Source organism: Bradyrhizobium sp. CCBAU 65884, from assembly GCF_028128835.1.
GTDB classification, from domain to species: Bacteria; Pseudomonadota; Alphaproteobacteria; order Rhizobiales; family Xanthobacteraceae; genus Bradyrhizobium; species Bradyrhizobium ottawaense.
The window spans coordinates 59,171-84,333 of record NZ_LBJU01000131.1; the positions used below are offsets into that span (position 1 = coordinate 59,171).

The window sequence follows — 25,163 nt, forward strand, 5'->3', positions numbered from 1 at the left end:
GCATTAGGATGCATCATCCAGCGCCGCCAGCCGTTCGGCGTCGGCGATATCCTCGACCGTATTGGCGTTGAAGAACGGATCTAGCGGCTCGGTTGGCCACGTCACCGTCGCGAGCGGATAGCGCGCGGTCCAACGGTCGATCTTTCGGAGGTCCTCGACGACCAGTGCGTGCCTGAGCTCGTCGCGCAAGCCGACGCGCCACAGGCCGATCACGGGATGGGACTGCTCGCCTGATGCCGCGACCGCGAGCTGAGCGTTCTCCCGTTTTCGCGCTTCATGCAGGCGCGCGACCAGATCGCGCGGCAGGAACGGGCAGTCGCCGGCGGCGCTGAGCACCCATTCGACGCCCGGCCGGTTCGCCGCGGTCCAGTCGAGCGCGGCGAGGATGCCGGCGAGCGGACCGGGGAAGCCGGGCACGTCGTCGGCGACGACTTGCAGGCCGAACGCGGCGAAGCGCGCGGGATCGCCATTAGCGTTGAGGATCAATCCGCTACATTGCGGCGAAAGGCGCGCGATCACGCGCGCCAGGATGGTGCGGCCGCCGATCGTGCGCATCGGCTTATCGCCACCGCCCATGCGCCGCGCCAGGCCGCCGGCGAGCAGCACGCCTTGCGTCGGCAAACTCTCAGTCGTCACCAGCTTCACCCTTGCGCTTGTGCTTCGCCGACTCTTCCTCGACGTAAGCGAGGTCCTGGTCGTAGACGATGCGTTGCTCGCCCGCGAGGACGATGAAGCGTTTGCCGCGGGTGCGTCCGACCAGCGTCAGCCCGACCTGTCTTGCGAGATCGACGCCCCAGGCGGTGAAGCCGGAGCGCGACACCAGGATCGGAATTCCCATGCGGACCGTCTTGATCACCATCTCCGAGGTGAGCCGCCCCGTGGTGTAGAGGATCTTGTCGCTAGCATCGACACCGTGGCGGTACATCCAGCCCGCGATCTTGTCGACGGCGTTGTGGCGGCCGACGTCTTCGGTGTAGCAAAGCGGGGTGCCTTCCTTGCACAGCACACAGCCGTGGATCGCCCCGGCCTCCAGATAGAGCGAGGGCATCGTGTTGATGGTCTGCGTCATCTGGTAAAGCCAGGAGGTGCGTAGCTCGGCCTTCGGCAGTGCGACGCTTTCGACCGCCTCGAGCAGATCGCCGAAGGCGGTGCCCTGCGCACAGCCCGAGGTCTGCGTGCGCTTCTTCAGCTTGGCCTCGAAATTGGTGTGGTGCGTGGTGCGCACCACGACCACCTGAAGGTCGTCGTCGTATTCGACCTCCGTGACCGCGTCATTATATTTCAGCATGTTCTGGTTCAGCAGGTAGCCGAGCGCCAGATATTCGGGGTAATCGCCGATCGTCATCATGGTGACGATCTCCTGGGAATTCAGGTAGAGCGTCAGCGGCCGCTCCATCGGCACCTTGATCTCGACCCTGGCGCCGGTCTGGTCGGTCCCGGCCACGCTCTGGGTCAGGCGCGGGTCGGCCGTGTCAGGGACGATCAGGGGCACGGGGGCTTTGTCGATCTTCATCATGGCGGCGAGGTTAGCATGACATTCGGGTCAAGCCGATATAAGCATGCTGACGGAAAACGAAATGCCTCCGTTCGTCATTGCGAGGAGCGAAGCGACGGAGCAATCCAGAGTGCCACCGTGGAAGCAGTTTGGATTGCCTCGCTTCGCTCGCAATGACGGGGAGGGATAGCGGTTCCACCAAAACCAAGTCGCTCGCGGACACGGAGCTGGAATGAAAGTCATCGGCCTTGCAGGCTGGAGCGGTGCGGGCAAGACCACGCTGTTGACGCGGCTGATCCCGCATTTCAACGCGCAAGGGTTGCGCGTCTCGGTCATCAAGCATGCGCATCACCAGTTCGACGTCGATGTCCCCGGCAAGGATTCCTGGCGCCATCGCGAGGCCGGCGCGGCCGAGGTGCTGGTTGCTTCGTCAAACCGCTGGGCCCTGATGCACGAACTGCGCGGGGCGGCGGAGCCGCGGCTGCCCGAGCTCCTGAGCAAGCTTTCCGCGGTCGATCTCGTCGTGGTCGAGGGCTTCAAGCGCGAGCCGCATCGCAAGATCGAGGTGCATCGCGCGGCGAACGGCAAGCCGTTGCTGTTTCCCGACGATCCCGGGATCGCCGGGATCGCGGCCGACACCGCCATTGACACGGGGCTGCCCACTGTCCATCTCGACGATGTCGCGGCAGCTGCGGCGTTGCTGCTGCGCGCCGCGATGCCGGTCGAAGAAGCGGTGGCGAAAAGCGCCGCGATACGCTGACGAGGCACCATGGCGCAACTGTCGGACGATTGCTTTGCCTTCGGCGGCCCGATGATGTCGGTCGACGAGGCCGTCGGTCTCATCACGACGCGCGTCAACGCGATCGCCGATCTGGAGACGGTGGCCCTGGTCGACGCGGACGGGCGCGTGCTGGCGCGCGATGTCGCAGCGCCTCTGCCGCTGCCGCCCTTCACCAACTCGGCGGTCGACGGCTACGCCGTGCGCAACGCCGACATTCCTGAAGCCGCGGAGCGGGCGTTCCCGCTCGATGGCCGCATCCAGGCCGGCGGCCTCGCACAGGCGCCGATCAAGCCCGGCCATACCGCACGCATTTTCACGGGCGCGCCGATGCCGCCGGATGCAGAAACCGTCTTCATGCAGGAGGACGTTCGCATCGACGATGACGGCAAGATCGTGCTGCCGCCGGGGCTGAAGCCCGGCGCCAATGTCCGCCCCGCGGGCGAGGACATCCCTGAGGGCCACATCGCGCTGCGCGCCGGCCAGCGCTTGCGGCCGCAGCATGTCGCGCTCGCTGCCGCGTTCGGACTTGTCGGTCTCGACGTCATCAGGCGCATTCGCGTTGCGGTGTTCTCGACCGGCGACGAGTTGGCCTCGCCCGGCGAGCCGCGCGCGGCCTCGCAACTGTTCGATTCCAACCGCTTCATGCTGATGGCGATGCTGCGCCGGCTCGGCTGCGAGGTCAGCGATCTCGGAATCTTGCGCGACGAGCGGACTTCGCTCGCGAATGGCTTGAAGCAGGTGGCCGGTGATCATGACCTGATCCTCACGACCGGCGGCGTCTCGACCGGCGAGGAGGACCACGTCAAGGCGGCGGTCGAGAGCATCGGCTCGCTGGTGCTGTGGCGGATGGCGATCAAGCCTGGCCGTCCCGTGGCGATGGGCATTATCGACGGCACGCCGCTGATCGGATTGCCCGGCAATCCCGTCGCGAGCTTCGTGACCTTCGTCCATGTCGTGCGCCCGACGGTGCTGGCGCTCGCCGGCGGCCTGCCGGAGCCGCTTCTGCCGATCCCGATGCGGGCGGCTTTCACCTACAAGAAGAAGGCGGGCCGGCGCGAATATGTTCGCGTCTCCTTGCGGCGGGCGCAGGACGGCACGCTGGAGGCGGTGAAGTTCCCGCGCGAAGGAGCCGGGCTGTTGTCCTCGCTGGTCGAGACCGACGGCCTCGTCGAGCTCGGTGAGAGCGTCACGGGCGTCGAGCCAGGGCAGGACGTAGGCTTTTTGTCCTACGCCGATCTGCTCTAGCGGCCTTGCGTTGACGCCATCGATCGGTCCCGCCATGTTGCGCCCATGACCAGAACGACGCTCGATCTCACCGGACTGAAATGCCCGCTGCCCGCCCTGAAGACGCGCAAGGCGCTCAAGCCGTTGCAGCCGGGCGATCAGCTCGAGGTCCACTGCACCGATCCCTTGTCGGTGATTGACATTCCGAACCTGATCCGCGAGACCGGCGACAAGGTCGAGATCACCGAGCGCAACGAGGCGCGCATCGTGTTCCTGGTCGAAAAGAGCGACGCCCCGTAGAAAGGCGAATATTCACGGCGGCGACGTTTGACTATGTTGCCTGCGCGGGACACGGCCGGAACTTCGCTGCAATGCGAAAGGCGCCGATTGGTGCCGTGCATGAGCTCAAACTCAAGACTCTCAAACCCAAGACTCTCAAACCCAAGACCCTCAATCCCAAGACCCTCAAACCCAAGACTCTCAAAGACGTCGGGCATGACTTTCTCAACATCGAGGGCAAGCGCTGCCGCAGGTCCCGCGGCGGGCCGCGAGCCTGCCGTCAGGCCCGGCAAGACGGCTGCAGGGCCGGAGTTCGGCGCGCTGGCGCAGGCCTCGATCCTGATCGTCGACGACGAGCCGGGCATGCGCAATTTCCTGGTGCGCACGCTTGGACCGCGCTGCAAGCTGGTGGACGAGGCGGCCGATACCGACCAGGCCTCGCGCAAGCTCGATTCCAACCGCTACGACGTCGTCATTCTCGACAACATCATGCCAGGCAAGAACGGCGTCGATTGGCTCGCCGAGCAGCGCGCCGTCGGCTTTTTCGCCGACGCCATCCTGATCACCGCTTATGCCGACCTCGACACCGCGATCCAGGCCCTGCGCGCTGGTGCCGCCGATTTCGTGCTCAAGCCGTTCCGCTCCAACCAGATCCTCAACGCGGTGGCACGATGCCTCGACCGTGTCCGCCTCCAGCGCGAGAACTATGTCCTGCGCTATGCCCTGCGTGCCTCGTCCGACCGCACCTTTCTGCGCGACAATCTGATCGGACAATCGGCAGCGACGCTGCGCGTGCGTGAGACCATCGCGCGCGTCGCACGCCTGCCGACCTCGGTTCTCCTCACCGGCGCATCCGGCACCGGCAAGGAAGTGGCAGCACGCTCGATCCATTCGTTGTCCGATCGCGCCGATAAGCCCTTCGTGCCCGTCAATTGCGCGGCGATCCCGCCCGAGATGATCGAGGCGGAGCTGTTCGGACACATCAAGGGCGCCTTCACCGGCGCCGATTCGGGGCGTGAGGGCTTGTTCCTGTACGCGCATGGCGGCACGCTGTTCCTCGACGAGATCGGGGAGCTGCCGCTGCCGATGCAGAGCAAGCTGCTTCGCGTGCTCGAAGACCGCCGCGTCCGTCCGGTGGGCTCCGAGCGTGAAGTTCCGGTCGACCTGCGTTTCATCTTCGCAACCAATGCCGAGCTTCAGAAAGAGGTCGAGAAGGGCCGTTTCCGAGCCGATCTGTTCTACCGGCTCAACGTGATGCAGATACACCTGCCGCTCCTGAAGGATCGCGGCGATGACGTGCAGGAGCTTGCCGCCATCTTCATGAGCAAGCTGTCGGCTCAGCTCGGCATGCCGCCGGTGCCGATCGACGCCTCGGTGCGGGCGGCGCTCGCAAGCTATGACTGGCCGGGCAATGTGCGCGAGCTGCGCAATTTGATCGAACGCACGCTGATCCTCGGCGCCTTCCCCGACGATTTCGCCGGTCCCCGCAACGACGGTCAGTCGGCACCTGCCGACAGTCTCGCCGAGCTCGAGCGCCGTCACATTCTCGGTGTGCTGAAGGAGGCCAACGGCAATCGCGAGGAGGCGGCGCGGCGTCTCGGTATCTCGCGCAAGACCATCGACCGCAAATGCGCGTTATGGGATGTCTGATGGTGGCCGCCGCAGCGGTGAGCTCGTGCGGGGACGCTCCGTCCGATTCCGGTTGCTCGCGATCGCTCTGCTGCCGATGCTGGTCATCCTGCCGCTCCTGCTCGGCGTTGCGATCTATCGCTGGAACGCGAAATTCGACGCGGCCCTGATCTCCAAGGTGAACGGCGATCTCACCATCGCCCATCAATATCTCGCCCGCATCCTGGAAAAGACCGGCGTCCAGATCCGGGCGCTCGGCCTGTCGGCCCGCTTCCAGGAGGTGCTGGCGCCGGATGCGCGCGGCTCGCTGCGGGACCTACTCGACGAGACCCGCAAGGAGATCGGTCTCGATTTCCTGTATCTGACCAACGATCGCGGCGACGTTCTGGCCTCATCGCCCCCGCTGCAGCATCAACCGAGAGGCGACTGGCCGATCATCATGTCGGCGCTGTCGGGTCAGGTCCCCGCGACGGGCGTCGATATTTTCGGCAATGACGAGCTCGCCGCAATTTCGCCGGCCCTGGCCGAGCGCGCGCGATTGGATCTCGTGCCGACCCCGAATGCGGTGCCGACCGACCGCAGCACGGAGACGCGCGGCATGGTCGTGCACGCGGCGAGCCGGGCGATGCTGCCTGACGGGGGTGCCGCTGCGCTGGTCGGCGGCACGCTGCTCAACCAGAATCTCGAATTCATCGACACGATCAACGATCTCGTCTACCGCGCGGCGAGCCTGCCGGAGGGCAGCCAGGGCACCGCGACGCTGTTCCTGGACGACGTGCGGATATCGACCAATGTCCGTCTGTTCGAGGGACGGCGCGCGCTCGGCACGCGCGTGTCGGCGGCGGTGCGCTCGGCCGTGCTGGGCGAGGGGCACACCTGGCTCGACAGTGCTTTCGTGGTCAATGACTGGTACATCTCCGCTTACGAGCCGCTGGTCGACAGTTATGGCAAGCGGGTCGGCATGCTCTATGTCGGCTTTCTGGAGAAGCCGTTCAGCGAAGCCAAATACCAGACGTTGGTGATCATCATCGCAGCGTTCATCGCGATCACCGCCGCGACCGTACCGATCTTCCTGCGCTGGGCGACCTCCATCTTCATGCCGCTGGAGCGCGTCACAGCGACGATCGGCGAGGTGGAGCGCGGGAACCTCTCCGCCCGCACCAAGATGCCGGTGTTGGGTGACGAGATCGGCCGCGTCGCGGTTCATCTCGACAGCCTGCTCGACCAGATCCAGGAACGCGACCGGCAGCTCCGGGAATGGAATGAGGAACTGAACGTCCGGGTGCTGGAGCGCACCCGGGATCTCGAGCACGCCAATCTCAAGCTCGAGGCAACCACCAAGCAGCTCATCATGTCCGAGAAGCTGGCTGCGATCGGCGAGATCACCGCCGGCGTTGCGCACGAAATCAACAATCCGATCGCGGTGATGCAGGGCAATCTCGACGTCATCCGCAGCGTATTCGGGGCCGATGCCGACAAGGCGAAGGTCGAGTTTCGCCTGCTCGACGAGCAGATTCACCGCATCAGCCAGATCGTGACCAAGCTGCTGCAGTTTGCAAGGCCGGAGGAATATGCCGGCTATGTCGATCGCCATGCGCCGACAAGCGTCATCTCCGACTGCCTGCCGCTGGTGCAGCATCTTCTGAACAAGACCGAGATCGCCGTGGTCAGGGACGACCGCGCCAGCCGGCTCGTGCTGATGAACCGGAACGAGCTGCAGCAGGTCCTGGTCAATCTCATCGTCAACGCGATCCACGCCATGCCGGACGGCGGAACCCTGACGCTCCGCTCCTTCGATGCCGAGCGCGACGGCCATCAAGGCGTCGCCATCGAGGTCACTGATACCGGCATCGGCATGAGCGCAGACGTAATCGCAAAGATTTTCGACCCCTTCTACACCACGAAACGGCGGCAAGGCACCGGACTGGGCCTCTCCATCAGCCAGACGCTGATCAAGCGTCAGGGCGGACAGATCACGGCCGAAAGCCACCTCGGTTCCGGGAGCACCTTCACGATGTGGCTGCCCGAAGCGACCTGATTGGACATTTTGTCCTTGGATTCGGGACATTCTGTCCGGCACGGCACGTTGCGCTGCGGGAAGTCGTTGAATCGTCACGATGCGACTTCTGGCACGCGCGTTGCTCCTCTCAAGACAGGGTGTTGAGGGGGATGAGGGCGCGATAGCCGTCACGGCAACGCTGCTTGCGAGGCGAAGGGACATCGCCCGCGATCAGTTGCTTGCTCGGCGCGCAAGACGGATGCGCACCAGACGATTCCACTTCGGCATGAATGAAGTCCGACCTGTCATGCGCGGCTGACAAGCACGCACACGACCGGTCTCAAACCGATGTGCCGGCAAGGCCGCGCTTGGGAGGGAATGCTTATGACGACTGCCGATACCGTTCTTGCACCGGTTGGTGCTTCCGGCTTCCTCGATCGTGAACGCACGATCGCGAAGGCCGGGTTCAATCGCTGGCTGGTGCCGCCGGCCGCGCTGTGCATCCATCTCTGCATCGGCATGGCCTACGGCTTCTCGGTGTTCTGGCTGCCGCTGTCGCGCTCGATCGGCATCACGCAGAGCAAGGCTTGCCCCGACATCTCGTTGTGGCAGGAGCTGTTCACCACGACGTGCGACTGGAAGGTCGCAAGCCTCGGCTGGATGTACACGCTGTTCTTCGTCCTGCTCGGCGTCTCTGCCGCGATTTGGGGCGGCTGGCTCGAGCGTGCCGGCCCGCGCAAGGCAGGTTTCGTTGCCGCGCTTTGCTGGGGCGGCGGCCTCTTGATCGGCGCCTTCGGCGTCTACGTCCATCAACTCTGGATCATGTGGCTCGGAGCCGGCGTCATCGGCGGCGTCGGGCTCGGCCTCGGCTATATCTCGCCGGTGTCGACGCTGATCAAATGGTTCCCCGATCGCCGCGGCATGGCGACGGGCATGGCCATCATGGGTTTTGGCGGTGGTGCGATGATCGGTGCGCCGCTCGCCAATCTGCTGATCAACTACTTCAAGACTGCAACGGATGTCGGCGTCTGGCAGACCTTCGTCGTGATGGGCGTGATCTATTTCATCTTCATGACGATCGGTGCCTTTTCATATCGGGTGACGCCGCCCGGCTGGCAGCCTGACGGTTGGACCCCGCCGAGCGAGAAGAAGTCGATGATCACCGAGCACCATGTGCACCTCAACAACGCACACAAGACGCCGCAATTCTGGCTGATCTGGTGGGTGCTCTGCTTGAACGTCTCGGCGGGTATCGGTGTGATCGGCATGGCCTCGCCCATGCTCCAGGAAATCTTCGCCGGCAAGTTGATCGGGCATCCGGAGCTGACGTTCAGCCAGCTTTCGGTCGAACAGAAGGCATCGATCGCGGCGATCGCCGCCGGCTTCGCCGGCCTGCTGTCGCTGTTCAATATCGGCGGCCGGTTCTTCTGGGCGTCGATGTCGGACCTCATGGGGCGCAAGAACACCTACTACACGTTTTTCATCCTCGGCATCGTGCTCTACGCGCTGGCGCCCACCTTCGCGGCGATGGGCTCGAAACTGCTGTTCGTGCTCGGGTTCGGCATCATCCTGTCGATGTACGGCGGCGGCTTCGCGACGGTGCCGGCCTATCTTGCCGACATGTTCGGAACCCAGTTCGTCGGCGCCATCCATGGCCGGTTGCTGACGGCATGGTCGACTGCCGGCATCATCGGTCCGGTCGTGGTCAACTACATCCGCGAGTTCCAGCTCGCGGCCGGTGTGCCGCGTGATCAGCTCTACAACACGACGATGTACATCCTGTGTGCCATGCTGATCGCCGGTTTGATCTGCAACTACCTGATCAAGCCGGTCGATCCGAAATGGAACATGAGCCACGAGGAGGTGGCCCGCCTGCAGGCGGCCAGTGCGAAGAGCGAGGCGTCGGTCCAGCACGGCTCGTTCGGCATCGGCAAGGGCGGTCTGGATGCCAATGCGGCGCTGTTCTGGGCCTTTGTTGGCGTGCCGCTCGCTTGGGGCGTCTGGAAGACGCTGGAGAGCGCGGTCAAGATCTTCTGATCGCACGTTCATCGCGGCGGGAGCGCACCATGCGCGCTCCCGCCGCTCATTTCGATTGTTTCAAAACTACCCCTGGGGGAATTCGATGGTTCGTAAGCTCGTTTGTGCAGCCGCCGTGCTGCTCGTCGCCGGCGCCCTGCAATCCGCATCCGCACAGACTGCCGCGCCACCGGCTGCAACGCCGCCCGCCGCGACCGAGGCCAAGCCCGGCAAGATCAAGCTGACCGCGCAGAAGCTCAAGGACATGAAGGCCAAGTGGAGCGCCAACAAGTCGAAGCTCAGGGAGTGCCGCAAGGACGTGAAGGCCAAGGGCCTCGCGGGCGACGAGCGCTGGTTCTATATCGAGGAGTGCATGGGCAAAAGCTGACCCGTCAGCATCGGGGCGTTGAGGGGTTACCCGTGGTCCCGGAGCGGGAGCTCGATACGATTTCGCTATCGCAGCATGGGAAGCCTTTATTGATCTCCAGACCAATTCAGGCTTCGTTCTATCGATTGGCGCGTTGGACCAACGCAAGGTCGTGTCCGGGCAGCGATCCCAAGGCTGCTCTTGGGCTGCGCTTAACCGCTTCCGCGAGCATGATAATTTGCTTGGCATCTGGCATGCCAGGGGCTAAGACTGGAGCCGTTCTAAAAGACGAGATCGAGACGAATCGATGAGCCACGACGACGTGCACAAGGTCCGCCCGTTCGAGCATCCCGGTGAGGGACGCAAGCGAGCCAAGGCCACGCCCAAGGGGCGGCAGGTCGATCCCACCGCCGCGCACGAGATCGAGCAGCTGCTCGGCGACAGGCCGCGGCGGCGTGATCTCCTGATCGAATATCTGCACCTGATCCAGGACAGATATCATCAGATCTCGGCCGCGCATCTGGCCGCGCTCGCCGACGAGATGAAGCTCGCCTTCGCCGAGGTGTTCGAGACCGCGACGTTCTACGCGCATTTCGACGTGGTGAAGGAAGGCGAGCCGGATATCGCCCCGCTGACGATCCGCGTCTGCGATTCTATCACCTGCGCGATGCTCGGGGCCGAGAAGCTGCTCGAGGATTTGCAGAGCTCATCGGGTCCTGGTATCCGCGTCGTCCGCGCGCCCTGCGTCGGCCGCTGCGACACCGCGCCAGCCGCGGAAGTCGGCCACAACTTCGTCGATCATGCGACCGTCGCCAATGTGATGGCGGCCGCGAAGGCCGGCGACACCCACGCGCATCTGCCCAAATATGTCGACTACGACGCTTATGTCACGGGTGGCGGCTACAAGCTGCTCAATCGCGTGCGCTCCGGCGAGTTGTCCAAGGACGATCTCTTGAAGGGGCTCGACGACGCCTCGCTGCGTGGCCTTGGCGGCGCCGGCTTCCCGACGGGACGCAAATGGCGCGCCGTGCTCGGCGAGCCCGGTCCGCGGCTGATGGCGATCAACGGCGACGAGGGCGAACCCGGCACGTTCAAGGACCGCGTCTATCTCGAAAGCGATCCGCATCGCTTCATCGAGGGCATGCTGATCGGCGCGCATGTGGTGCAGGCCTCCGATGTCTACATCTATCTGCGCGACGAATATCCGGCCTCGCGCGAGATTCTGGAGCGCGAGATCGCAAAGCTCCCGCCGGGTGGCCCGACGCTGCACATGCGCCGCGGTGCCGGCGCCTATATCTGTGGCGAGGAATCCTCGCTGCTGGAGAGCATCGAGGGCAAGCGCGGCCTGCCCCGGCACAAGCCGCCTTACCCGTTCCAGGTCGGCCTGTTCGGCCTGCCGACGCTGATCAACAACATCGAGACGCTGTGGTGGGTGCGCGACATCGTCGAGAAGGGCGCCGACTGGTGGAAGGGCCATGGTCGCCACGAGCGTCATGGCCTGCGCAGCTTCTCGGTCTCGGGCCGCGTCAAGAATCCCGGCATGAAGCTGGCGCCTGCGGGCATCACCGTGCGCGAGTTGATCGACGAATATTGCGGCGGCATGGCCGATGGCCATCAATTCTATGCGTACCTGCCGGGCGGCGCGTCCGGCGGCATCCTGCCGGCGTCGATGGACGACATCCCGCTCGATTTCGGCACGCTGGAAAAATACGGCTGCTTCATCGGGTCGGCCGCGATCGTGATCCTGTCGCAAAAGGACAGCGTGCGTGCGGCCGCATTGAACCTGATGAAGTTCTTCGAGGACGAGAGCTGCGGCCAGTGCACGCCGTGCCGCGTCGGAACCCAGAAGGCGGCGCTGCTGATGCAGAAGCCGGTCTGGAACCGCGCTCTTCTGGAAGAATTGAGCCAGGCGATGCGCGATGCCTCGATCTGCGGGCTTGGACAGGCGGCATCGAATCCGCTGGCCACCGTGATCAAATATTTCCCTGACGAGTTCAAGGAAGCGGCCGAATGACCAAGATTACCTTCGAGCTCGACGGCAAGCAGGTCGAAGCCAATCCCGGCGAGACGATCTGGCAAGTCGCAAAACGCCAGGGCCGCGAGATCCCGCATCTGTGCTATTCACCGGCGCCCGATTATCGGCCTGACGGCAATTGCCGTGCCTGCATGGTCGAGATCGAGGGCGAGCGCGTGCTCGCTGCATCCTGCAAGCGCACGCCGTCGGTCGGCATGAAGGTGAAGTCCGAATCCGCGCGCGCGGTGTCGGCGCAGAAGATGGTGATGGAGCTGCTCGTCGCCGACCAGCCGGCGCGCGAGACCAGCCACGATCCGGATTCGAAATTCTGGCACTGGGCCGAGACGACAGGCGTCACCGAGAGCCGCTTCCCCGCCGCCGAGCGCTGGGAAACCGACGCCAGCCATCCGGCGATGCGCGTCAACCTCGATGCCTGCATCCAGTGCGGCCTGTGCGTACGCGCCTGCCGTGAGGTCCAGGTCAACGACGTCATCGGCATGGCCTACCGCAACCATGGCTCGAAGATCGTGTTCGACTTCGACGATCCCATGGGCGAGTCCACCTGCGTCGCCTGCGGCGAATGCGTGCAGGCCTGCCCGACCGGCGCGTTGATGCCGGCCGTGATGCTCGACGACAAGCAGACCCGTGTCACCTACGCCGACAAGAAGGTGGATTCGCTCTGCCCGTTCTGCGGCGTCGGCTGCCAGGTGACTTACGAGGTCAAGGACGAGAAGGTGATCTATGCGGAGGGCCGCGACGGCCCCGCCAATCGCAACCGTCTCTGCGTCAAGGGCCGCTTCGGCTTCGACTACATCCACCACCCGCATCGCCTGACCAAGCCGCTGGTGCGGCTGCCGAACGCGAAGAAGGATTCCAACGACCAGGTCGATCCCGCCAATCCCTTCACGCATTTCCGTGAAGCGAGCTGGGAGGAAGCGCTCGACATCGCCGCCAAGGGTCTCGTCAAGATCCGCGACGAGAAGGGCGTGAAGGCGCTGGCCGGCTTCGGCTCGGCCAAGGGCTCGAACGAAGAGGCTTATCTGTTTCAGAAGCTGGTGCGTACCGGCTTCGGCTCGAACAACGTCGACCATTGCACCCGTCTGTGTCACGCCTCGTCGGTGGCGGCGCTGTTCGAAGGCCTGAGCTCCGGCGCGGTGTCGGCGCCTTTCTCCGCCGCGATGGACGCCGAGGTCATCATCGTGATCGGCGCCAACCCGACCGTGAACCATCCGGTCGCCGCGACCTTCATCAAGAACGCAGTCAAGCAGAACGGCGCAAAGCTGTTTGTGATGGATCCCCGCCGGCAGACGCTGTCGCGCCACGCGACCAAGCATCTGCAGTTCAAGCCCGGCTCCGACGTCGCCATGCTGAACGCGATGATCAACACGATCATCACCGAGGGGCTGACCGACGACCAGTACATCGCCGGCTACACCGAGGGGTTCGAGGACCTCAAGGAGAAGATCAAGGAGTTCACGCCGGAGAAGATGGAGGCGATCTGCGGCATCCCGGCGCAGACCCTGCGCGAGGTGGCGCGAACCTATGCGCGGGCAAAATCGTCGATCATTTTCTGGGGCATGGGCATCAGCCAGCACGTCCACGGCACCGACAATGCGCGCTGCCTGATAGCACTGGCGCTGATCACCGGCCAGGTCGGCCGTCCCGGCACGGGACTGCATCCGCTGCGCGGCCAGAACAACGTGCAGGGCGCATCCGACGCCGGCCTGATCCCGATGTTCCTGCCGGACTATCAGCCGGTCGGCCGCGACGATCTGCGCGGCAGCTTCGAAAAGCTTTGGCAGCAGGATCTCGATCCCGTCCGCGGCCTGACCGTGGTCGAGATCATGAATGCGATCCACGCTGGCGAGATCACGGGCATGTATATCGAGGGCGAGAATCCCGCGATGTCCGACCCGGATCTGCAGCATGCGCGCCAGGCGCTCGCGATGCTCGACCATCTCGTGGTGCAGGACCTCTTCGTCACCGAGACCGCATTCCATGCCGACGTCATCCTGCCGGCCTCGGCCTTCGCCGAGAAGGACGGCTCCTTCACCAACACCGATCGCCGCGTGCAACTCGCGCGTCAGGTGATCAAGCCGCCGGGCGATGCGCGGCAGGATCTCTGGATCATCCAGGAGATCGGCAAGCGCATGGGCCTGCCGTGGAATTATGCCGGTCCCGGCGAGGTCTTCACCGAGATGGCAGAGCTGATGCCGTCGCTGAAGAACATCACCTGGGAGCGGCTGGTGCGCGAAGGCGCGGTGACCTATCCGGTCGACGCTCCGGACCAGCCCGGCAACGAGATCATCTTCACCACGGGCTTCCCGACCGCGAGCGGCCGCGGCAAGATCGTGCCGGCCAAGGTCATTCCGCCCGACGAGATCCCGGACGCCGAATATCCGATGGTGCTGTCGACCGGCCGCGTGCTGGAGCACTGGCACACCGGCTCGATGACCCGCCGCGCGCAGGTGCTGGACCAGATCGAGCCCGAGGCGGTCGCGTTCATGTCGCCGAAGGACATGCACAAGAAGAAGCTGGTGCCGGGCGATTTCATTCGCCTGGAGACCCGCCGCGGCGCCGTCGAGGTCAAGGTCCGCTCCGACCGCGACGTGCCGGAGAACATGGTGTTCATGCCGTTCTGCTACGCAGAGGCGGCGGCGAACCTGTTGACCAACCCGGCGCTCGATCCGTTCGGCAAGATCCCGGAATTCAAGTTCTGCGCGGCCAGAGCCGAACGCGCGGAGATGCGGGACGCGGCGGAGTAGGGAAGACCTCCTCCCAGCGGGGTTTGGCGGCATAGCGCCTCCAAATTCCGCTGTCGTCCTCGCGAATGCGGGGACCCGTACCGCGTCATCTATCGATTGCAGACGGTCGCAGTACCGCGCACCACTAATCTTCGCCAAATTCCTCCCTGGGGTAATGGGTCCTGGCTTTCGCCAGGACGACGGCTGAGAGCGTGGAGTTCGACTTCGTTCTCCGCCGCACCGGTGCTACACATCGCCCATGTCCAAAGCCACCCCAGCCACCCGTGCGCTTGAAGCCGCCGGTGTTGCCTTCACCGTCCACGCCTACGACTACGATCCTGACGCCGAGAGCATCGGCCTTCAGGCGGCCGCCGCGCTCGGTGAGAACCCCGCGCGCGTCCTGAAGACGCTGATGGCGCTGGTGGACGGCAAGCCGGTCTGCGTGATCGTGCCGTCCGACCAGGAGATCTCGATGAAGAAGCTTGCTGCCGCTGCCGGCGGCAAGTCGGCGCAGATGATGAAGCCGCCCGAGGCCGAGCGCGTCACCGGCTACAAGGTTGGCGGTATCAGCCCGTTCGGTCAGCGCAAGCCCGTGCGCACCGTGATCGAACAGAGCGCGCTCGGGCATGATCAGGTCTATCTCAACGGCGGCCAGCGCGGCTTGCAGGTGCGGCTGAGGCCGGCCGATGTGCGGGACGCGTTGAAGGCGGTCGTTGTCGACGTCGTGGCCTGAGCGTCACGCGCTTACTGCTTCTGCAACAGCTTCAGCCGGCAGCGCAGCGCCTCGCGGATGTGCGCGCGCGCAAGCTGCTCGGCCTTGTCGCCGTTGCGGGCGGCGATGGCGTCGATGATGGCCTGGTGCTCGCCGTGGCTGGACGAGGGGCGGCCGGTTACGGTGAAGGTGGTCGGGCCGAGCAGGGCGATCCAGTCCTGCAATTCCCGCGAAGCGTTGTCGAGATAGCGGTTGCGCGCCGCCCGGCAGATGGCCTCGTGGAAGCTGCGATTGAGTCTTGCCATCTCGGCCGCGTCTGCTGCGGGAGTTTCGACAAAAGCCTGCTCGATGTCGTGGAGCGCATCGACCTCGGGCGCCGAAGCGTGTTCGGCGGCGAGGCGCGCCGCGGCACCTTCCATGATCTCGCGCATGGCGTAGAGCTCGAGCACTTCCGAGATGTCGAGATTGCGCACGATCAGCCCGCGGCCGCCGGCGGGTTCGACGAAACCGCGCGCGGCGAGCCGGCCGAGCGCTTCGCGCACCGGGGTGCGGCTGACCTTGAGCCGCTGCGCGACCTCTTCCTCGCGCAGGCGGTCGCCGGCGCGGTAGCTGCCGGCCTGGAGCGCCTCGCACAGCGAGCGGAATACAGCTTCGCCAAGGGCAACGCCGCCGCCGCGCGCGATCGATCCGCCTGTCTTTGCCGGACGCCTCGCCATGTTCCCTCGTAGCAAGGCGCATCCTGCCCATGCAGAGATGACGCTTGCAGGGTCTCTGTATATCTTCGTATACAAAAGTACGCAATGGCGGTGCCGGTTGACCGAGGCCGCTCGCGGATAGAATGTCTCAACTTCGTCGCATCGGGCGGACGGCATGAGCAGCAAATACGACGTGCTGGTGATCGGCGGCGGCAATGCGGCGCTGTGCGCGGCGATCGCGGCGCGGCGCGGCGGTGCCTCGGTGCTGGTGCTCGAAGGCGCGCCGAAATTCTATCGCGGCGGCAATACCCGCCACACCCGCAACATGCGTTGCGCTCATGATGCGGCAACCGAAATCCTGACCGGCCCCTATACCGAAGAGGAATTCTGGGAAGACCTGCTGCGTGTCACCGGCGGGCAAACGGATGAAGTGCTCGCGCGCCACATGATCCGAGAGTCCAAGGATATCCTGAACTGGATCGTGGAGCAGGGCGTGCGCTGGCAACCCTCGCTCGGCGGCACGCTGAGCCTCGGCCGTACCAATTCGTTCTTCCTCGGTGGGGGCCGCGCGATGTTGAATGCGCTCTATCTCACTGCCGAGCGGCTCGGTGTCGACGTCGAATACGATGCCGAGGTCACCGACCTCGTGATCGAGGATGGCATGTTCCTGGCTGCACGCCTCAAGCGGCCGATCAGGGGCGAGACCGAGATCCGGGCGACCTCGCTGGTCGCCGCGGCCGGCGGGTTCGAGGCCAACATCGAATGGCTGAAGCAATATTGGGGCGAGGCTGCCGACAATTTTCTGATCCGCGGCACGCCCTATAATCGCGGCTCGATCCTGAAGATGCTGCTCGACAAGGGCGTGCAGGAGGTCGGCGACCCCACCCAGTGTCATGCGGTCGCGATCGACGCCCGCGCGCCGAAATTCGACGGCGGCATCATCACCCGCCACGACTCCGTCGTGTTCGGCATCGTCGTGAACAAGCACGCGCAGCGCTTCTACGACGAGGGCGAGGATATCTGGCCGAAGCGCTACGCCATCTGGGGCCGGCTGGTCGCGGCGCAGCCCGACCAGATCGCCTACATCATCTTCGACTCCACCGTGGTCACCAGCTTCATGCCGACGCTGTTTCCGCCGATCACCGGACAGACGGTGGCCGAACTCGCCGGCAAGCTGGAGCTCGACCCGGCGGCGCTGGAAAAGACCGTCGCCGAGTTCAACGCCGCGGTGCGCCCCGGCACCTTCGACCACACGATTCTGGATGACTGCGTGACCGAGGGCATCACGCCGCCCAAGACGCACTGGGCGCGCAAGATCGAGACGCCGCCTTATCTCGCTTATCCGGTGCGGCCCGGCATCACCTTCACCTATCTCGGCACCCGCGTGAACAAAGAGGCGCGCATGCTGATGGCTGATGGCCAGCCTTCAGGCAACATGTTCGCGGCCGGCGAGATCATGGCCGGCAACGTGCTCGGCAAGGGCTATGCAGCCGGCATGGGCATGACCATCGGCAGCGTGTTCGGACGGATCGCGGGACGGGAAGCGGCGCGCCACGCCAAGAACTAGACGAAGAAAAGAAACGGGAGGAACCATGTCGCGCATTGCCATTGCTTCGATCACGGCGCTGCTGACCGTCGGGCACGCCTACGCCGCCGAGCCGATCACCCTGCGCGACATGGGTTCGTTCCACGTCGGCGGGCGTCTCGTCGAAATCTCCGGCAAGCCGGTGAAGGAGGTCGTGTTCACGCCCGGCGGCGTGCCGGCCAAGGTCGATCCCAACGGCACGTATCAGGTCGAGCAGATGTACGTGCAGTATTTCCTGCCCGCGAACGAGAAGGGTGCCTATCCGCTGTTGATGTGGCATGGCGGCGGACTGACCGGCGTCACCTACGAGACCACACCCGACGGACGCGAAGGCTGGCTGAACTATTTCCTGCGCAAGGGGTGGGCGGTCTATAATTCCGACGCGGTGGAGCGCGGGCGCGCTGGCTGGGCGCAATACCCCGACATATTCAAGAGCGAGCCGGTCTTCCTCACCACCGCCAATCCGTTCGAACGTTTCCGCATCGGCGAAGGGCCAAACTCCTACGATGCCGATCCCGCCAAGCGAAAGCTGCTGCCGGGCAACCAGTTTCCCGTCGAGGGCTACGAGAATTTCGTCAAGCAGAACGTGCCGCGCTGGACCACGACGGATGATGCGATCGTCGCTGCCTATATCGCCGAGATCGATCGCGTCGGCCCGTCCGTGATCTTGTTCCACAGCCAGGCCGGCAGCTTCGGCTTCAAGGTCGCACAAGCTCGGCCTGACAAGGTCAAGGCGCTGATCGCGATCGAGCCGGCCGGCATTGGCGATCCCGCCAAGGCGGATGTGCTGAAGAACATCCCGACGCTCATCATCTATGGCGATTATATCGAGCGCGATTCACGCTGGCCCAAGATCCGCGCCAACGGCATCGCCTTTGCCGACGCCATCAAGGCTGCCGGCGGCAGCGTCGATATCGTCGATCTCCCGCAGGCGGGCATCAAGGGCAATTCGCATATGGTGATGATGGACAAGAACAACCTCGAGGTCGCGGGCCTGATTCAGAGATGGCTCGAGACAAAGGGCCTAACGAAGTAAAGCCATGCACGGAACCAGAATCCTGGACGAGGCCGACCGTCTGATGACGGTCTGCAATTCCTGCCGCTACTGCGAGGGGCTGTGCGCGGTATTTCCCGCCATGGAAATGCGCCGCGCCTTCTCCGACGGCGACCTCAACTATCTCGCCAATCTCTGCCATTCCTGCGGCGCCTGCTACGTCGATTGCCAGTTCTCGCCGCCGCATGAGTTCAACGTCAACGTTCCCGGAACGCTCGCGATCGCGCGGGCCGAGTCCTATGCCGCCTATGCCTGGCCGGGCGCGCTGTCCGGCGCTTTCGCCCGCAACGGTCTGGTCATCAGCATCGTCGCTGCGCTCAGCATGGCGGCCTTCATCCTCGGCTTCGCCGCCCTGAACGACGGCAGCGTGCTTTTCGGCGTGCACAGCGGTCCCGGCGCGTTCTACAGACTGATGCCACACAACACGATGGCATCGCTGTTCAGCGTCGCGTTCCTCTATGCGATCCTCGCGCTCGTGATGAGCGTGCGCGCTTTCTGGCGCGACATCGGTGGACCGATCCGCGGCCGCGCCGATGGGGGCTCGATCTTCCAGGCGATCCGCGATGCGGGCGAGCTGCGCTATCTCCATGGCGGCGGTGTCGGCTGCTACAACGAGGACGACAAGCCGACCGACCGGCGCAAGCTGTATCACCACCTGACCTTCTACGGCTTCCTGCTGTGCTTTGCGGCGACGTCGGTGGCCACGCTGTATCACTATCTGCTCGGCCGCGAGGCGCCGTATCCATGGTGGGACCTGCCCGTGGTGCTGGGCGCGCTCGGCGGAATCGGTCTGATCATCGGCCCGGTCGGTCTGTTCACGGCCAGGATGCGACGCGATCCGGCGCTGCTCGACGAGAACCGCTACGGCATGGATGTCGGCTTCATCGCCATGCTGTTCCTGACCGGCCTCACCGGCATGGCGCTTCTGGTCCTGCGTGAGACCGCCGCGATGGGGCCGCTGCTGGCGCTGCACCTCGGCGCGGTGTTCGCGCTTTTCGTCACCATGCCCTACGGCAAGTTCGTGCACGGCATCTATCGCTTCGCCGCGCTGGTGCGCTATGCGCAGGAGCGTCGCGGCGAAGCCGGCTCTTGAGGGGCGTGCAGGGCTGACGTATCTCTTGGCCGTTCGCGCGCTGCGCGAATCGCTTGGGGAGCCCGTGCTCATGTACATGTTCCTGCCTTTTCTGCTGGCGCTCGCAGGCTGCGCCAGCGTCTGGCGCTCGCGCGCGGGGCTGAGCTATGCGCTCTGGAGTGCAACGATCCTCGTCACCGTCGCATGGTTCTTCCACCACGCGACCGACCCGCTGAAATTCTCGTTCTGATGGTGTCGAGATGAATCCTGTAGAGACGAGCGAGCAACAGCCGGTCGGCGCGATCCTGAACATGCTTGGGTTGCTCGGGATCTCGCTGATCTTGACCGTCGCATTCTTCTATCAGCTTGCGCTCGGTGAGCTACCCTGTCCGCTGTGCTTGCTGCAGCGGGCCGGGTTCATCGCGATTGGCATGGGATTCCTGTTCAACATGCGCCTCGGTGAACGTCCATCCCACTACGCGATGATCCTCGTGGCCAGCCTCGTCACCGGCTTCATCTCGATGCGGCAGGTGTCGCTGCATCTGGCGCCTGGCGATCCTGGATACGGCTCGGCGCTGTTGGGCTTGCATTTCTACACCTGGGCGCTGATCGCGGCCGTCGGCGTCATATGCTATGTCGCGCTCGTCTTCGTCTTGAAGGATGTGACCGGCAAGCGAGACGGGAATGCGCCCCCGAGCGGACCGGCGTCGAACGCGGTCTTCGCGATCTTTGCGTTGCTGGTTGCCGCAAATCTCCTGTCCACCGTGCTCGAATGTGGAGCGGGACAGTGCGATGACAACCCGGTTCGGTATCTCTTGCTCAGGTGAGCGGCGCGGTGCGGAAACGCCCATCGCGCAGGAAGGCGATGGTCTGCTCGATTGCGGCGGCGTGACGCGGAAGCCCGGTATGAGACGCCTTCACGACGACATGGTCGGTCATGCCAGCCAGCATCGCGCTCTGCACCGACACCCGCCCGTCATTCGGTTTCGGCAGAACAAGGAGGCCGGCGACGGAATCGATGAAGCGGTTTCCGGCGATCACGCCAACGGGGTAGTCCACGGTGGGCAGGGCGCGGATCGCAGTCGTAAGTTCAAGTCCAGCCGGGCCGTAGAACGTGCGGTAGAGGCGGGATCCGCTGAGGAGATCGGCGACCTCGCTGCCGCTGTTCGGCGTGCCCAGCATCACGACGCGGCCAAGCCGGGTCGGCCGGTGTTTTGCGATATAGGCGCGCGCGACGAGGCCGCCCATCGAATGCGCGACGAAATGCAGCGGCGCGTCGCGTTCGGCGAAACCGGAGATCGCGGGGTGAATGTCGTCTGCAAGGGCCGCGATCGCCTTCTTGCGGCTGGGATAGTCGATGTTGAGCGTCGCAAAGCCGCTCGCCTGGAGTGCCCGTTCCAGCTTCCTCAGGGATGCCGAGGTGCGCGCGATGCCGTGAAGCAGAACCACTCCCGGGCATCGCGCGTCGCCTGATTGAGGCGCCTCGCATCTGTCTTACGCTACCTCGCGCTCCGGCGAGGACGCCTGCTCGCGGGCCATCGTGGTTGCGGTGACGTAGTCGGTCTTGCCGGTGCCGAGCAGCGGCACCTTGTCGACCACCATGATCGCCGCAGGAACGGTCAGCTCGGATGCGCCGATTGCCTTGGCCTGGCCCTGCATCGCGCTGCGCTCGGCGTTCTTCTCCGTCGTCAGCAGCACGATGCGCTCGCCCTTGCGCTGGTCGGGGATCGACACGGCAACTGATGCAGCTTGCGGCCACAGCGTCGTCGCGATGCTCTCGACCGCCGACAGCGACACCATTTCGCCCGCGATCTTGGCAAAGCGCTTGGCACGGCCCTTGATGGTGATGAAGCCGGCCGCGTCGATCGCGACGATGTCGCCGGTGTCGTGCCAGCCTTCGGGAAGTACTTCGAGCACGCCGGGATTCTCGGCCCGCAAGTAACCGAGCATCACGTTCGGCCCGCGCACCGAGAGCCGTCCACCTTCCTCGATGCCGGGGACCGGGTCGAGACGGCTTTCCATCAGCGGCGAGAGGCGGCCGACCGTACCGGGGCGGTTGGCCATCGGCGTGTTCATCGCCAGCACCGGCGCCGTCTCGGTGACGCCGTAGCCTTCGAGGATGCGGATGCCATAGCGCTCCATGAACACCTGCCGCGTGCGGTCCTTGACCGCCTCGGCGCCGGCGATCACGAGGCGCAGGGTGCGGAAGTCGTAGGCATGCGCCGAGCGGGCATAGCCGGTGAGGAACGTATCGGTGCCGAACAGGATCGTGGCGCCGGTCTGGTAGATCAGCTCGGGCACGATCCGGTAGTGCAGCGGCGAGGGGTACATGTAGATCGGAATGCCCGCGAGCATCGGCATCATCATCCCGCCGGTCAGCCCGAACGAGTGGAACACCGGCAGCACGTTGAACACCTTGTCATTGGCGTTGGCATCGACCCGCGCCAGCGCCTGCGCCGCGTTGGCGAGGATGTTGCGGTGAGACAGCACCACGCCCTTGGGCGTTCCTTCCGAACCCGACGTGAACAGCACGACGGCGGGGTCGGTTGCCTGGCGGGCGACGCGCGGCGCGGTGCCGGCGAGCAGGCCCTTGATCTTGTCGGCCGTCCCGATCGAGGCGCGGACGTCCTCCAGATAGACGACCCGGGCTTCCGCGGAGATCGCAGCCATCAGCTTGTCGAGCTTGCCCTTCTCGATGAAGGCCTTCGATGTCAGCACGGTCTTGACCTCTGCGGCCTTCATGGCGGCGAGGACGTTGACCGGGCCGGCCGAGAAGTTGAGCATCGCCGGGACCCGGCCGATGTTCTGCAGCGCCATGAAGACGACGGCGACGCCTGCCGAATTCGGCAGCAACACGCCGACATTCTCGCCCACGGCGGTACCGGTCTCCAGCTTCCGGCTCAAGACCTGAGCGCCAAGGATCAGCTTGCGATAGGTCAGCTTGGTGCCGAGCGCGTCCTCGATGATGACCTTGCCGGTGTCGCGATCGCGATAGGCGTGTCCGAGCGCCTCGAACAGCGAGTGATCGAGCATGGCGTTCTTGACGAGAGCGTCGATCATCACGTCCTGAAGCGCGGCGCCGGCGGCATTGCGGCGTGCCTTGCCCTTCAGCGCCGGATCGACCGGAAGCTTGACGGGCGGCAGGATAGTGACCGTCACCCGCGGAAACCACGAGCGCTTGATCTGGCTGGAGTTGAGGTAGCTGAGATGCGAGCGCTGCGCGCCTTCGATGCGAACCGGCACGACCACCGCATCGGCCTTGTCCGCGATCATCGCGGTGCCGTCATAGACCTTCATCAGCGAGCCCGAGACAGTGATACGTCCTTCCGGAAAGATCACCACCGGCTCGCCGCCGGCGACCAGCTTGATCAGGTCGCGCGCAGCCAGCGGCTTGCTCGGATCCATGGTGTAGTGCTTGACGACGCGCAGGAACGGCTTGGCCCACCAGGCCTTGGCGATGCCGGTATCCACCGCGAAGCTCGCGTCGATCGGCAGCACGGCGTGGAGCAGCGGGCCATCGATCAGGCTGACATGGTTGGGCGCGATCAGCATGCGCGTGCCGGCAGGCGGCAGGTTCTCGAGGCCGCGAACCTCAGTGCGGAACAGTGCGCGGAACAGCAGCCCGCCGAAATCGCGCACGCCTTCCTTGCCCCATTTCGTCAGCACGAACCACACCGCGCCGAAGCTCGCGACGCCGAGCCCGAAGAAGATCCAGCCGATGTGGAGGCCGGCCGCCTGCAGCAGCGCGACGAACAGCGAGCCGACCACCATGAAGGCGGCCTGCAGTACGTTGCCGGCGGCGATGATGCGGGCGCGCTCGGATGGTGCCGACCAGGCCTGGACCGCGGCGAAGGAGGGAACGACGAACAGGCCGCCGCCGAATGCGAAGGCGACGAAGTCGACGAGCATACGCAGGCCTGCGAACGAGGTCGCGAAACCGGCCGCGGTGATGTCCTGGCCCTTGGCGGTCACGCCGATGGCCCAGGCGAGATCGAGGCCGGCAAACCCCATGATGATGGCGCCGATCGGCACCAGCGCGAGATTCGGGCGAACGTGGCTGAGGCTCGCGGCAAACAGCGATCCGATGGCGATGCCGATCGCGAAGATCGCAAGGCACAGCGTCACCACGCCCTCGGTGCCGCCAACGACATCCTTGACCAGCGCCGGCAGCAGCGACAGCACGATCGCGCCGACCAGCCAGAACCAGGAGACGATCACCGTGCCGTCCCACAGCCGATGGTCGGCATGCAGGGTCTTGAGAAGGCCCACCGTCGAGGTCCAGGGATTGGCATCGACGGGCAGGTCAGGCGCAGAGGGCGTCGTCTGCGGAATGCGTGAGGCGAAGGCCCATGACAACAAGGCCAGCACGACCACGGCGGATGCGACCCAGCCCATATGCGCGGATCCCGCCACGAACTGGCCGCCGGCGACGGTGCCGAGCAGGATCGCCATGAAGGTCGCGCCTTCGACGAGCGCGTTGCCGGTCGCGAGCTCGCCGAGCTCGAGCTGATCCGGCAGCATGGAATATTTCACGGGTCCGAACAGCGCGGCGATGATGCCGAACAGGGCGAGCGCCGCGAACAGCAGCGGCACCGAGTGCAGAAAGAAACCGGCGGCGGCAAAGGCCGCGGCGAAGATCTCGGCGAATTTGAGCCGCCTTGCGACGACGGATTTGACGTATTTGTCGGCGAGTTGGCCGCCGAGCCCGGACAGGATGAAATAGGGGAAGATGAAGACGGCGCCTGCCACCGTCACCAGCGCGTCGCCGTGGCCGGTTGCGGCACTGTAAAGCAGGATGATGACGAGCGCGTTCTTGAGCACGTTGTCATTGAGTGCCGAGAAGAATTGCGCCCAGAACAGTGGGGCAAAGCGGCGTGACGACATCAATTCCCTGATCATGACTAGTCCTGTTTTGGGAAGGCAGAATGAGGTTCGTTACGTTGTCTTTGAGCGTCACGACCGGAAGGGGAGGGGACGAACGATTGCGGGCGCTGATCGCCGCCTGCCTTCCCCTCGATCCCTCTGATCCTGTTGGTCTCCAAGCGGTGTCGTTAGGTTCGCAAAATATCTGGGCGCGCCTTACCGGGTATGCGCCGAGCGATGAGGAAAAGCTGAACCGCGTCACTGAAGTCTGGCGAGATCGGCCGCGAACATCGGGACATGGTAAGTCCTTCCTTGCAACCAGTTCTTGCATTCGAGCCGGCCCGCGTGTGCAGGTCGCGTGCGCCTCAGGTGAGATGGGCGAGGTGACGAAAGGGCGAGAGGCGGCGGAGCAGGCTGAATCGGCGGCCCTCTTGACGGGCGCGCGTGCGGCTGGCCCGCCACATCCGGAAGGTCGCGCGGCGTTCGGCAAGCACGCCGGCAATGTCGCAGGCATTTGCGATGCGATCGATCGGCGTCATGGCGAACCGCAGCAGGGCGCGGCCAAGGCCAGTCACCAGGGCGGTGGCGTCGTCGACGAAGGTGGCGGCGATATCAACAGCGAGGGTTTGCATTT

20 protein-coding genes are annotated in these 25,163 nt (G+C 64.9%); 15 read left to right on the forward strand and 5 right to left on the reverse strand.

From position 1 onward, the window contains the following. Positions 1–3: 3 nt before the first annotated feature. Entirely contained in the window at positions 4–645 is a 642-nt protein-coding gene (gene mobA / locus XI03_RS33605) for a molybdenum cofactor guanylyltransferase MobA (RefSeq protein ID WP_212476398.1), read from the reverse strand. After that, positions 626–1,516, reverse strand: a complete 891-nt coding sequence (gene fdhD, locus XI03_RS33610; protein ID WP_271594503.1) for a formate dehydrogenase accessory sulfurtransferase FdhD — start codon at positions 1,514–1,516, stop codon at positions 626–628. Before fdhD ends, mobA begins: the two co-directional genes overlap by 20 nt. A gap of 211 nt (positions 1,517–1,727) precedes the next feature. Here fdhD and mobB point away from each other — a divergent pair, with 211 nt between their 5' ends. The 10 genes from mobB (at position 1,728) to ybaK (ending at position 15,281) form a co-directional block, all read left to right on the forward strand. Then, complete coding sequence (mobB, locus tag XI03_RS33615; RefSeq protein ID WP_028142270.1) at positions 1,728–2,255, forward strand: molybdopterin-guanine dinucleotide biosynthesis protein B; 528 nt, start codon at positions 1,728–1,730, stop codon at positions 2,253–2,255. A gap of 9 nt (positions 2,256–2,264) precedes the next feature. Continuing rightward, positions 2,265–3,521, forward strand: coding sequence for a molybdopterin molybdotransferase MoeA (locus tag XI03_RS33620; protein WP_271594504.1), 1,257 nt, complete (start codon positions 2,265–2,267; stop codon positions 3,519–3,521). A 45-nt stretch (positions 3,522–3,566) separates the two neighbouring features. Next, positions 3,567–3,800 carry a sulfurtransferase TusA family protein gene (locus XI03_RS33625; protein WP_028142272.1) on the forward strand — a complete coding sequence of 78 codons (234 nt, stop codon included), beginning with the start codon at positions 3,567–3,569 and terminating at the stop codon, positions 3,798–3,800. A gap of 195 nt (positions 3,801–3,995) precedes the next feature. Then, complete coding sequence (locus XI03_RS33630) at positions 3,996–5,429, forward strand: sigma-54-dependent transcriptional regulator (RefSeq protein WP_271594505.1); 1,434 nt, start codon at positions 3,996–3,998, stop codon at positions 5,427–5,429. Next, complete coding sequence (locus XI03_RS33635) at positions 5,422–7,446, forward strand: sensor histidine kinase (RefSeq protein WP_271594506.1); 2,025 nt, start codon at positions 5,422–5,424, stop codon at positions 7,444–7,446. Before XI03_RS33630 ends, XI03_RS33635 begins: the two co-directional genes overlap by 8 nt. Positions 7,447–7,791: 345 nt before the next feature. Then, positions 7,792–9,444, forward strand: coding sequence for an OFA family MFS transporter (locus tag XI03_RS33640; RefSeq protein ID WP_028142275.1), 1,653 nt, complete (start codon positions 7,792–7,794; stop codon positions 9,442–9,444). Positions 9,445–9,529: 85 nt separating this feature from the next. Further along, the gene (locus XI03_RS33645) at positions 9,530–9,811 is read left to right on the forward strand and encodes a hypothetical protein (RefSeq protein ID WP_038949551.1); all 282 of its coding nucleotides are present in this window, start codon (positions 9,530–9,532) and stop codon (positions 9,809–9,811) included. 286 nt (positions 9,812–10,097) lie between these two features. Then, the gene (locus tag XI03_RS33650) at positions 10,098–11,804 is read left to right on the forward strand and encodes an NADH-ubiquinone oxidoreductase-F iron-sulfur binding region domain-containing protein (RefSeq protein ID WP_038949552.1); all 1,707 of its coding nucleotides are present in this window, start codon (positions 10,098–10,100) and stop codon (positions 11,802–11,804) included. After that, positions 11,801–14,569, forward strand: a complete 2,769-nt coding sequence (gene fdhF, locus XI03_RS33655; protein ID WP_038972026.1) for a formate dehydrogenase subunit alpha — start codon at positions 11,801–11,803, stop codon at positions 14,567–14,569. Before XI03_RS33650 ends, fdhF begins: the two co-directional genes overlap by 4 nt. A 238-nt stretch (positions 14,570–14,807) precedes the next feature. After that, positions 14,808–15,281 carry a Cys-tRNA(Pro) deacylase gene (gene ybaK, locus XI03_RS33660; RefSeq protein WP_038949556.1) on the forward strand — a complete coding sequence of 158 codons (474 nt, stop codon included), beginning with the start codon at positions 14,808–14,810 and terminating at the stop codon, positions 15,279–15,281. An 11-nt stretch (positions 15,282–15,292) separates the two neighbouring features. Here the strand turns inward: ybaK and XI03_RS33665 are convergent, their stop codons facing one another. Beyond that, positions 15,293–15,976 (reverse strand): GntR family transcriptional regulator, encoded by a 684-nt coding sequence (locus XI03_RS33665; protein WP_271594507.1) that lies wholly within the window; start codon positions 15,974–15,976, stop codon positions 15,293–15,295. A 154-nt stretch (positions 15,977–16,130) separates the two neighbouring features. On the opposite strand from XI03_RS33665, the gene tcuA reads away from it, so the two are divergent. The 5 genes from tcuA (at position 16,131) to XI03_RS33690 (ending at position 20,493) form a co-directional block, all read left to right on the forward strand. After that, the gene (tcuA, locus tag XI03_RS33670; protein ID WP_028142281.1) at positions 16,131–17,522 is read left to right on the forward strand and encodes an FAD-dependent tricarballylate dehydrogenase TcuA; all 1,392 of its coding nucleotides are present in this window, start codon (positions 16,131–16,133) and stop codon (positions 17,520–17,522) included. Positions 17,523–17,547: 25 nt separating this feature from the next. Continuing rightward, positions 17,548–18,576, forward strand: a complete 1,029-nt coding sequence (locus XI03_RS33675) for an esterase (protein WP_271594508.1) — start codon at positions 17,548–17,550, stop codon at positions 18,574–18,576. 4 nt (positions 18,577–18,580) lie between these two features. Beyond that, positions 18,581–19,687: a tricarballylate utilization 4Fe-4S protein TcuB gene (tcuB, locus tag XI03_RS33680; RefSeq protein ID WP_271594509.1), complete on the forward strand. Its 1,107-nt coding sequence runs from the start codon at positions 18,581–18,583 to the stop codon at positions 19,685–19,687. Positions 19,688–19,757: 70 nt separating this feature from the next. Continuing rightward, entirely contained in the window at positions 19,758–19,916 is a 159-nt protein-coding gene (locus XI03_RS33685; protein ID WP_271594510.1) for a DUF5993 family protein, read from the forward strand. A 10-nt stretch (positions 19,917–19,926) separates the two neighbouring features. Continuing rightward, entirely contained in the window at positions 19,927–20,493 is a 567-nt protein-coding gene (locus tag XI03_RS33690) for a disulfide bond formation protein B (protein ID WP_028142285.1), read from the forward strand. On the opposite strand, the gene XI03_RS33695 is transcribed toward XI03_RS33690, so the two are convergent. Both XI03_RS33695 and XI03_RS33700 read right to left on the reverse strand, forming a co-directional pair. Further along, positions 20,486–21,115 (reverse strand): alpha/beta fold hydrolase, encoded by a 630-nt coding sequence (locus XI03_RS33695; protein ID WP_271594511.1) that lies wholly within the window; start codon positions 21,113–21,115, stop codon positions 20,486–20,488. The genes XI03_RS33690 and XI03_RS33695 overlap by 8 nt on opposite strands. Before the next feature lie 45 nt (positions 21,116–21,160). Further along, complete coding sequence (locus XI03_RS33700) at positions 21,161–24,565, reverse strand: acyl-[ACP]--phospholipid O-acyltransferase (protein WP_271594512.1); 3,405 nt, start codon at positions 24,563–24,565, stop codon at positions 21,161–21,163. Positions 24,566–25,163 lie beyond the last annotated feature (598 nt).

Excerpts from the sequence above, each read along its gene's own strand:
- XI03_RS33645 (WP_038949551.1), top strand. The coding sequence starts at position 9,530 with ATGGTTCGTAAGCTCGTTTGTGCAGCCGCCGTGCTGCTCGTCGCCGGC.
- XI03_RS33650 (WP_038949552.1), top strand. The coding sequence starts at position 10,098 with ATGAGCCACGACGACGTGCACAAGGTCCGCCCGTTCGAGCATCCCGGT.
- XI03_RS33685 (WP_271594510.1), top strand. The coding sequence starts at position 19,758 with ATGTACATGTTCCTGCCTTTTCTGCTGGCGCTCGCAGGCTGCGCCAGC.
- XI03_RS33640 (WP_028142275.1), top strand. The coding sequence starts at position 7,792 with ATGACGACTGCCGATACCGTTCTTGCACCGGTTGGTGCTTCCGGCTTC.
- XI03_RS33675 (WP_271594508.1), top strand. The coding sequence starts at position 17,548 with ATGTCGCGCATTGCCATTGCTTCGATCACGGCGCTGCTGACCGTCGGG.
- fdhF (WP_038972026.1), top strand. The coding sequence starts at position 11,801 with ATGACCAAGATTACCTTCGAGCTCGACGGCAAGCAGGTCGAAGCCAAT.
- XI03_RS33625 (WP_028142272.1), top strand. The coding sequence starts at position 3,567 with ATGACCAGAACGACGCTCGATCTCACCGGACTGAAATGCCCGCTGCCC.
- XI03_RS33690 (WP_028142285.1), top strand. The coding sequence starts at position 19,927 with ATGAATCCTGTAGAGACGAGCGAGCAACAGCCGGTCGGCGCGATCCTG.
- mobB (WP_028142270.1), top strand. The coding sequence starts at position 1,728 with ATGAAAGTCATCGGCCTTGCAGGCTGGAGCGGTGCGGGCAAGACCACG.
- ybaK (WP_038949556.1), top strand. The coding sequence starts at position 14,808 with ATGTCCAAAGCCACCCCAGCCACCCGTGCGCTTGAAGCCGCCGGTGTT.
- tcuA (WP_028142281.1), top strand. The coding sequence starts at position 16,131 with ATGAGCAGCAAATACGACGTGCTGGTGATCGGCGGCGGCAATGCGGCG.
- XI03_RS33700 (WP_271594512.1), bottom strand. The coding sequence starts at position 24,565 with ATGATCAGGGAATTGATGTCGTCACGCCGCTTTGCCCCACTGTTCTGG.
- fdhD (WP_271594503.1), bottom strand. The coding sequence starts at position 1,516 with ATGATGAAGATCGACAAAGCCCCCGTGCCCCTGATCGTCCCTGACACG.
- tcuB (WP_271594509.1), top strand. The coding sequence starts at position 18,581 with ATGCACGGAACCAGAATCCTGGACGAGGCCGACCGTCTGATGACGGTC.
- XI03_RS33620 (WP_271594504.1), top strand. The coding sequence starts at position 2,265 with ATGGCGCAACTGTCGGACGATTGCTTTGCCTTCGGCGGCCCGATGATG.
- XI03_RS33630 (WP_271594505.1), top strand. The coding sequence starts at position 3,996 with ATGACTTTCTCAACATCGAGGGCAAGCGCTGCCGCAGGTCCCGCGGCG.
- XI03_RS33635 (WP_271594506.1), top strand. The coding sequence starts at position 5,422 with ATGTCTGATGGTGGCCGCCGCAGCGGTGAGCTCGTGCGGGGACGCTCC.
- XI03_RS33665 (WP_271594507.1), bottom strand. The coding sequence starts at position 15,976 with ATGGCGAGGCGTCCGGCAAAGACAGGCGGATCGATCGCGCGCGGCGGC.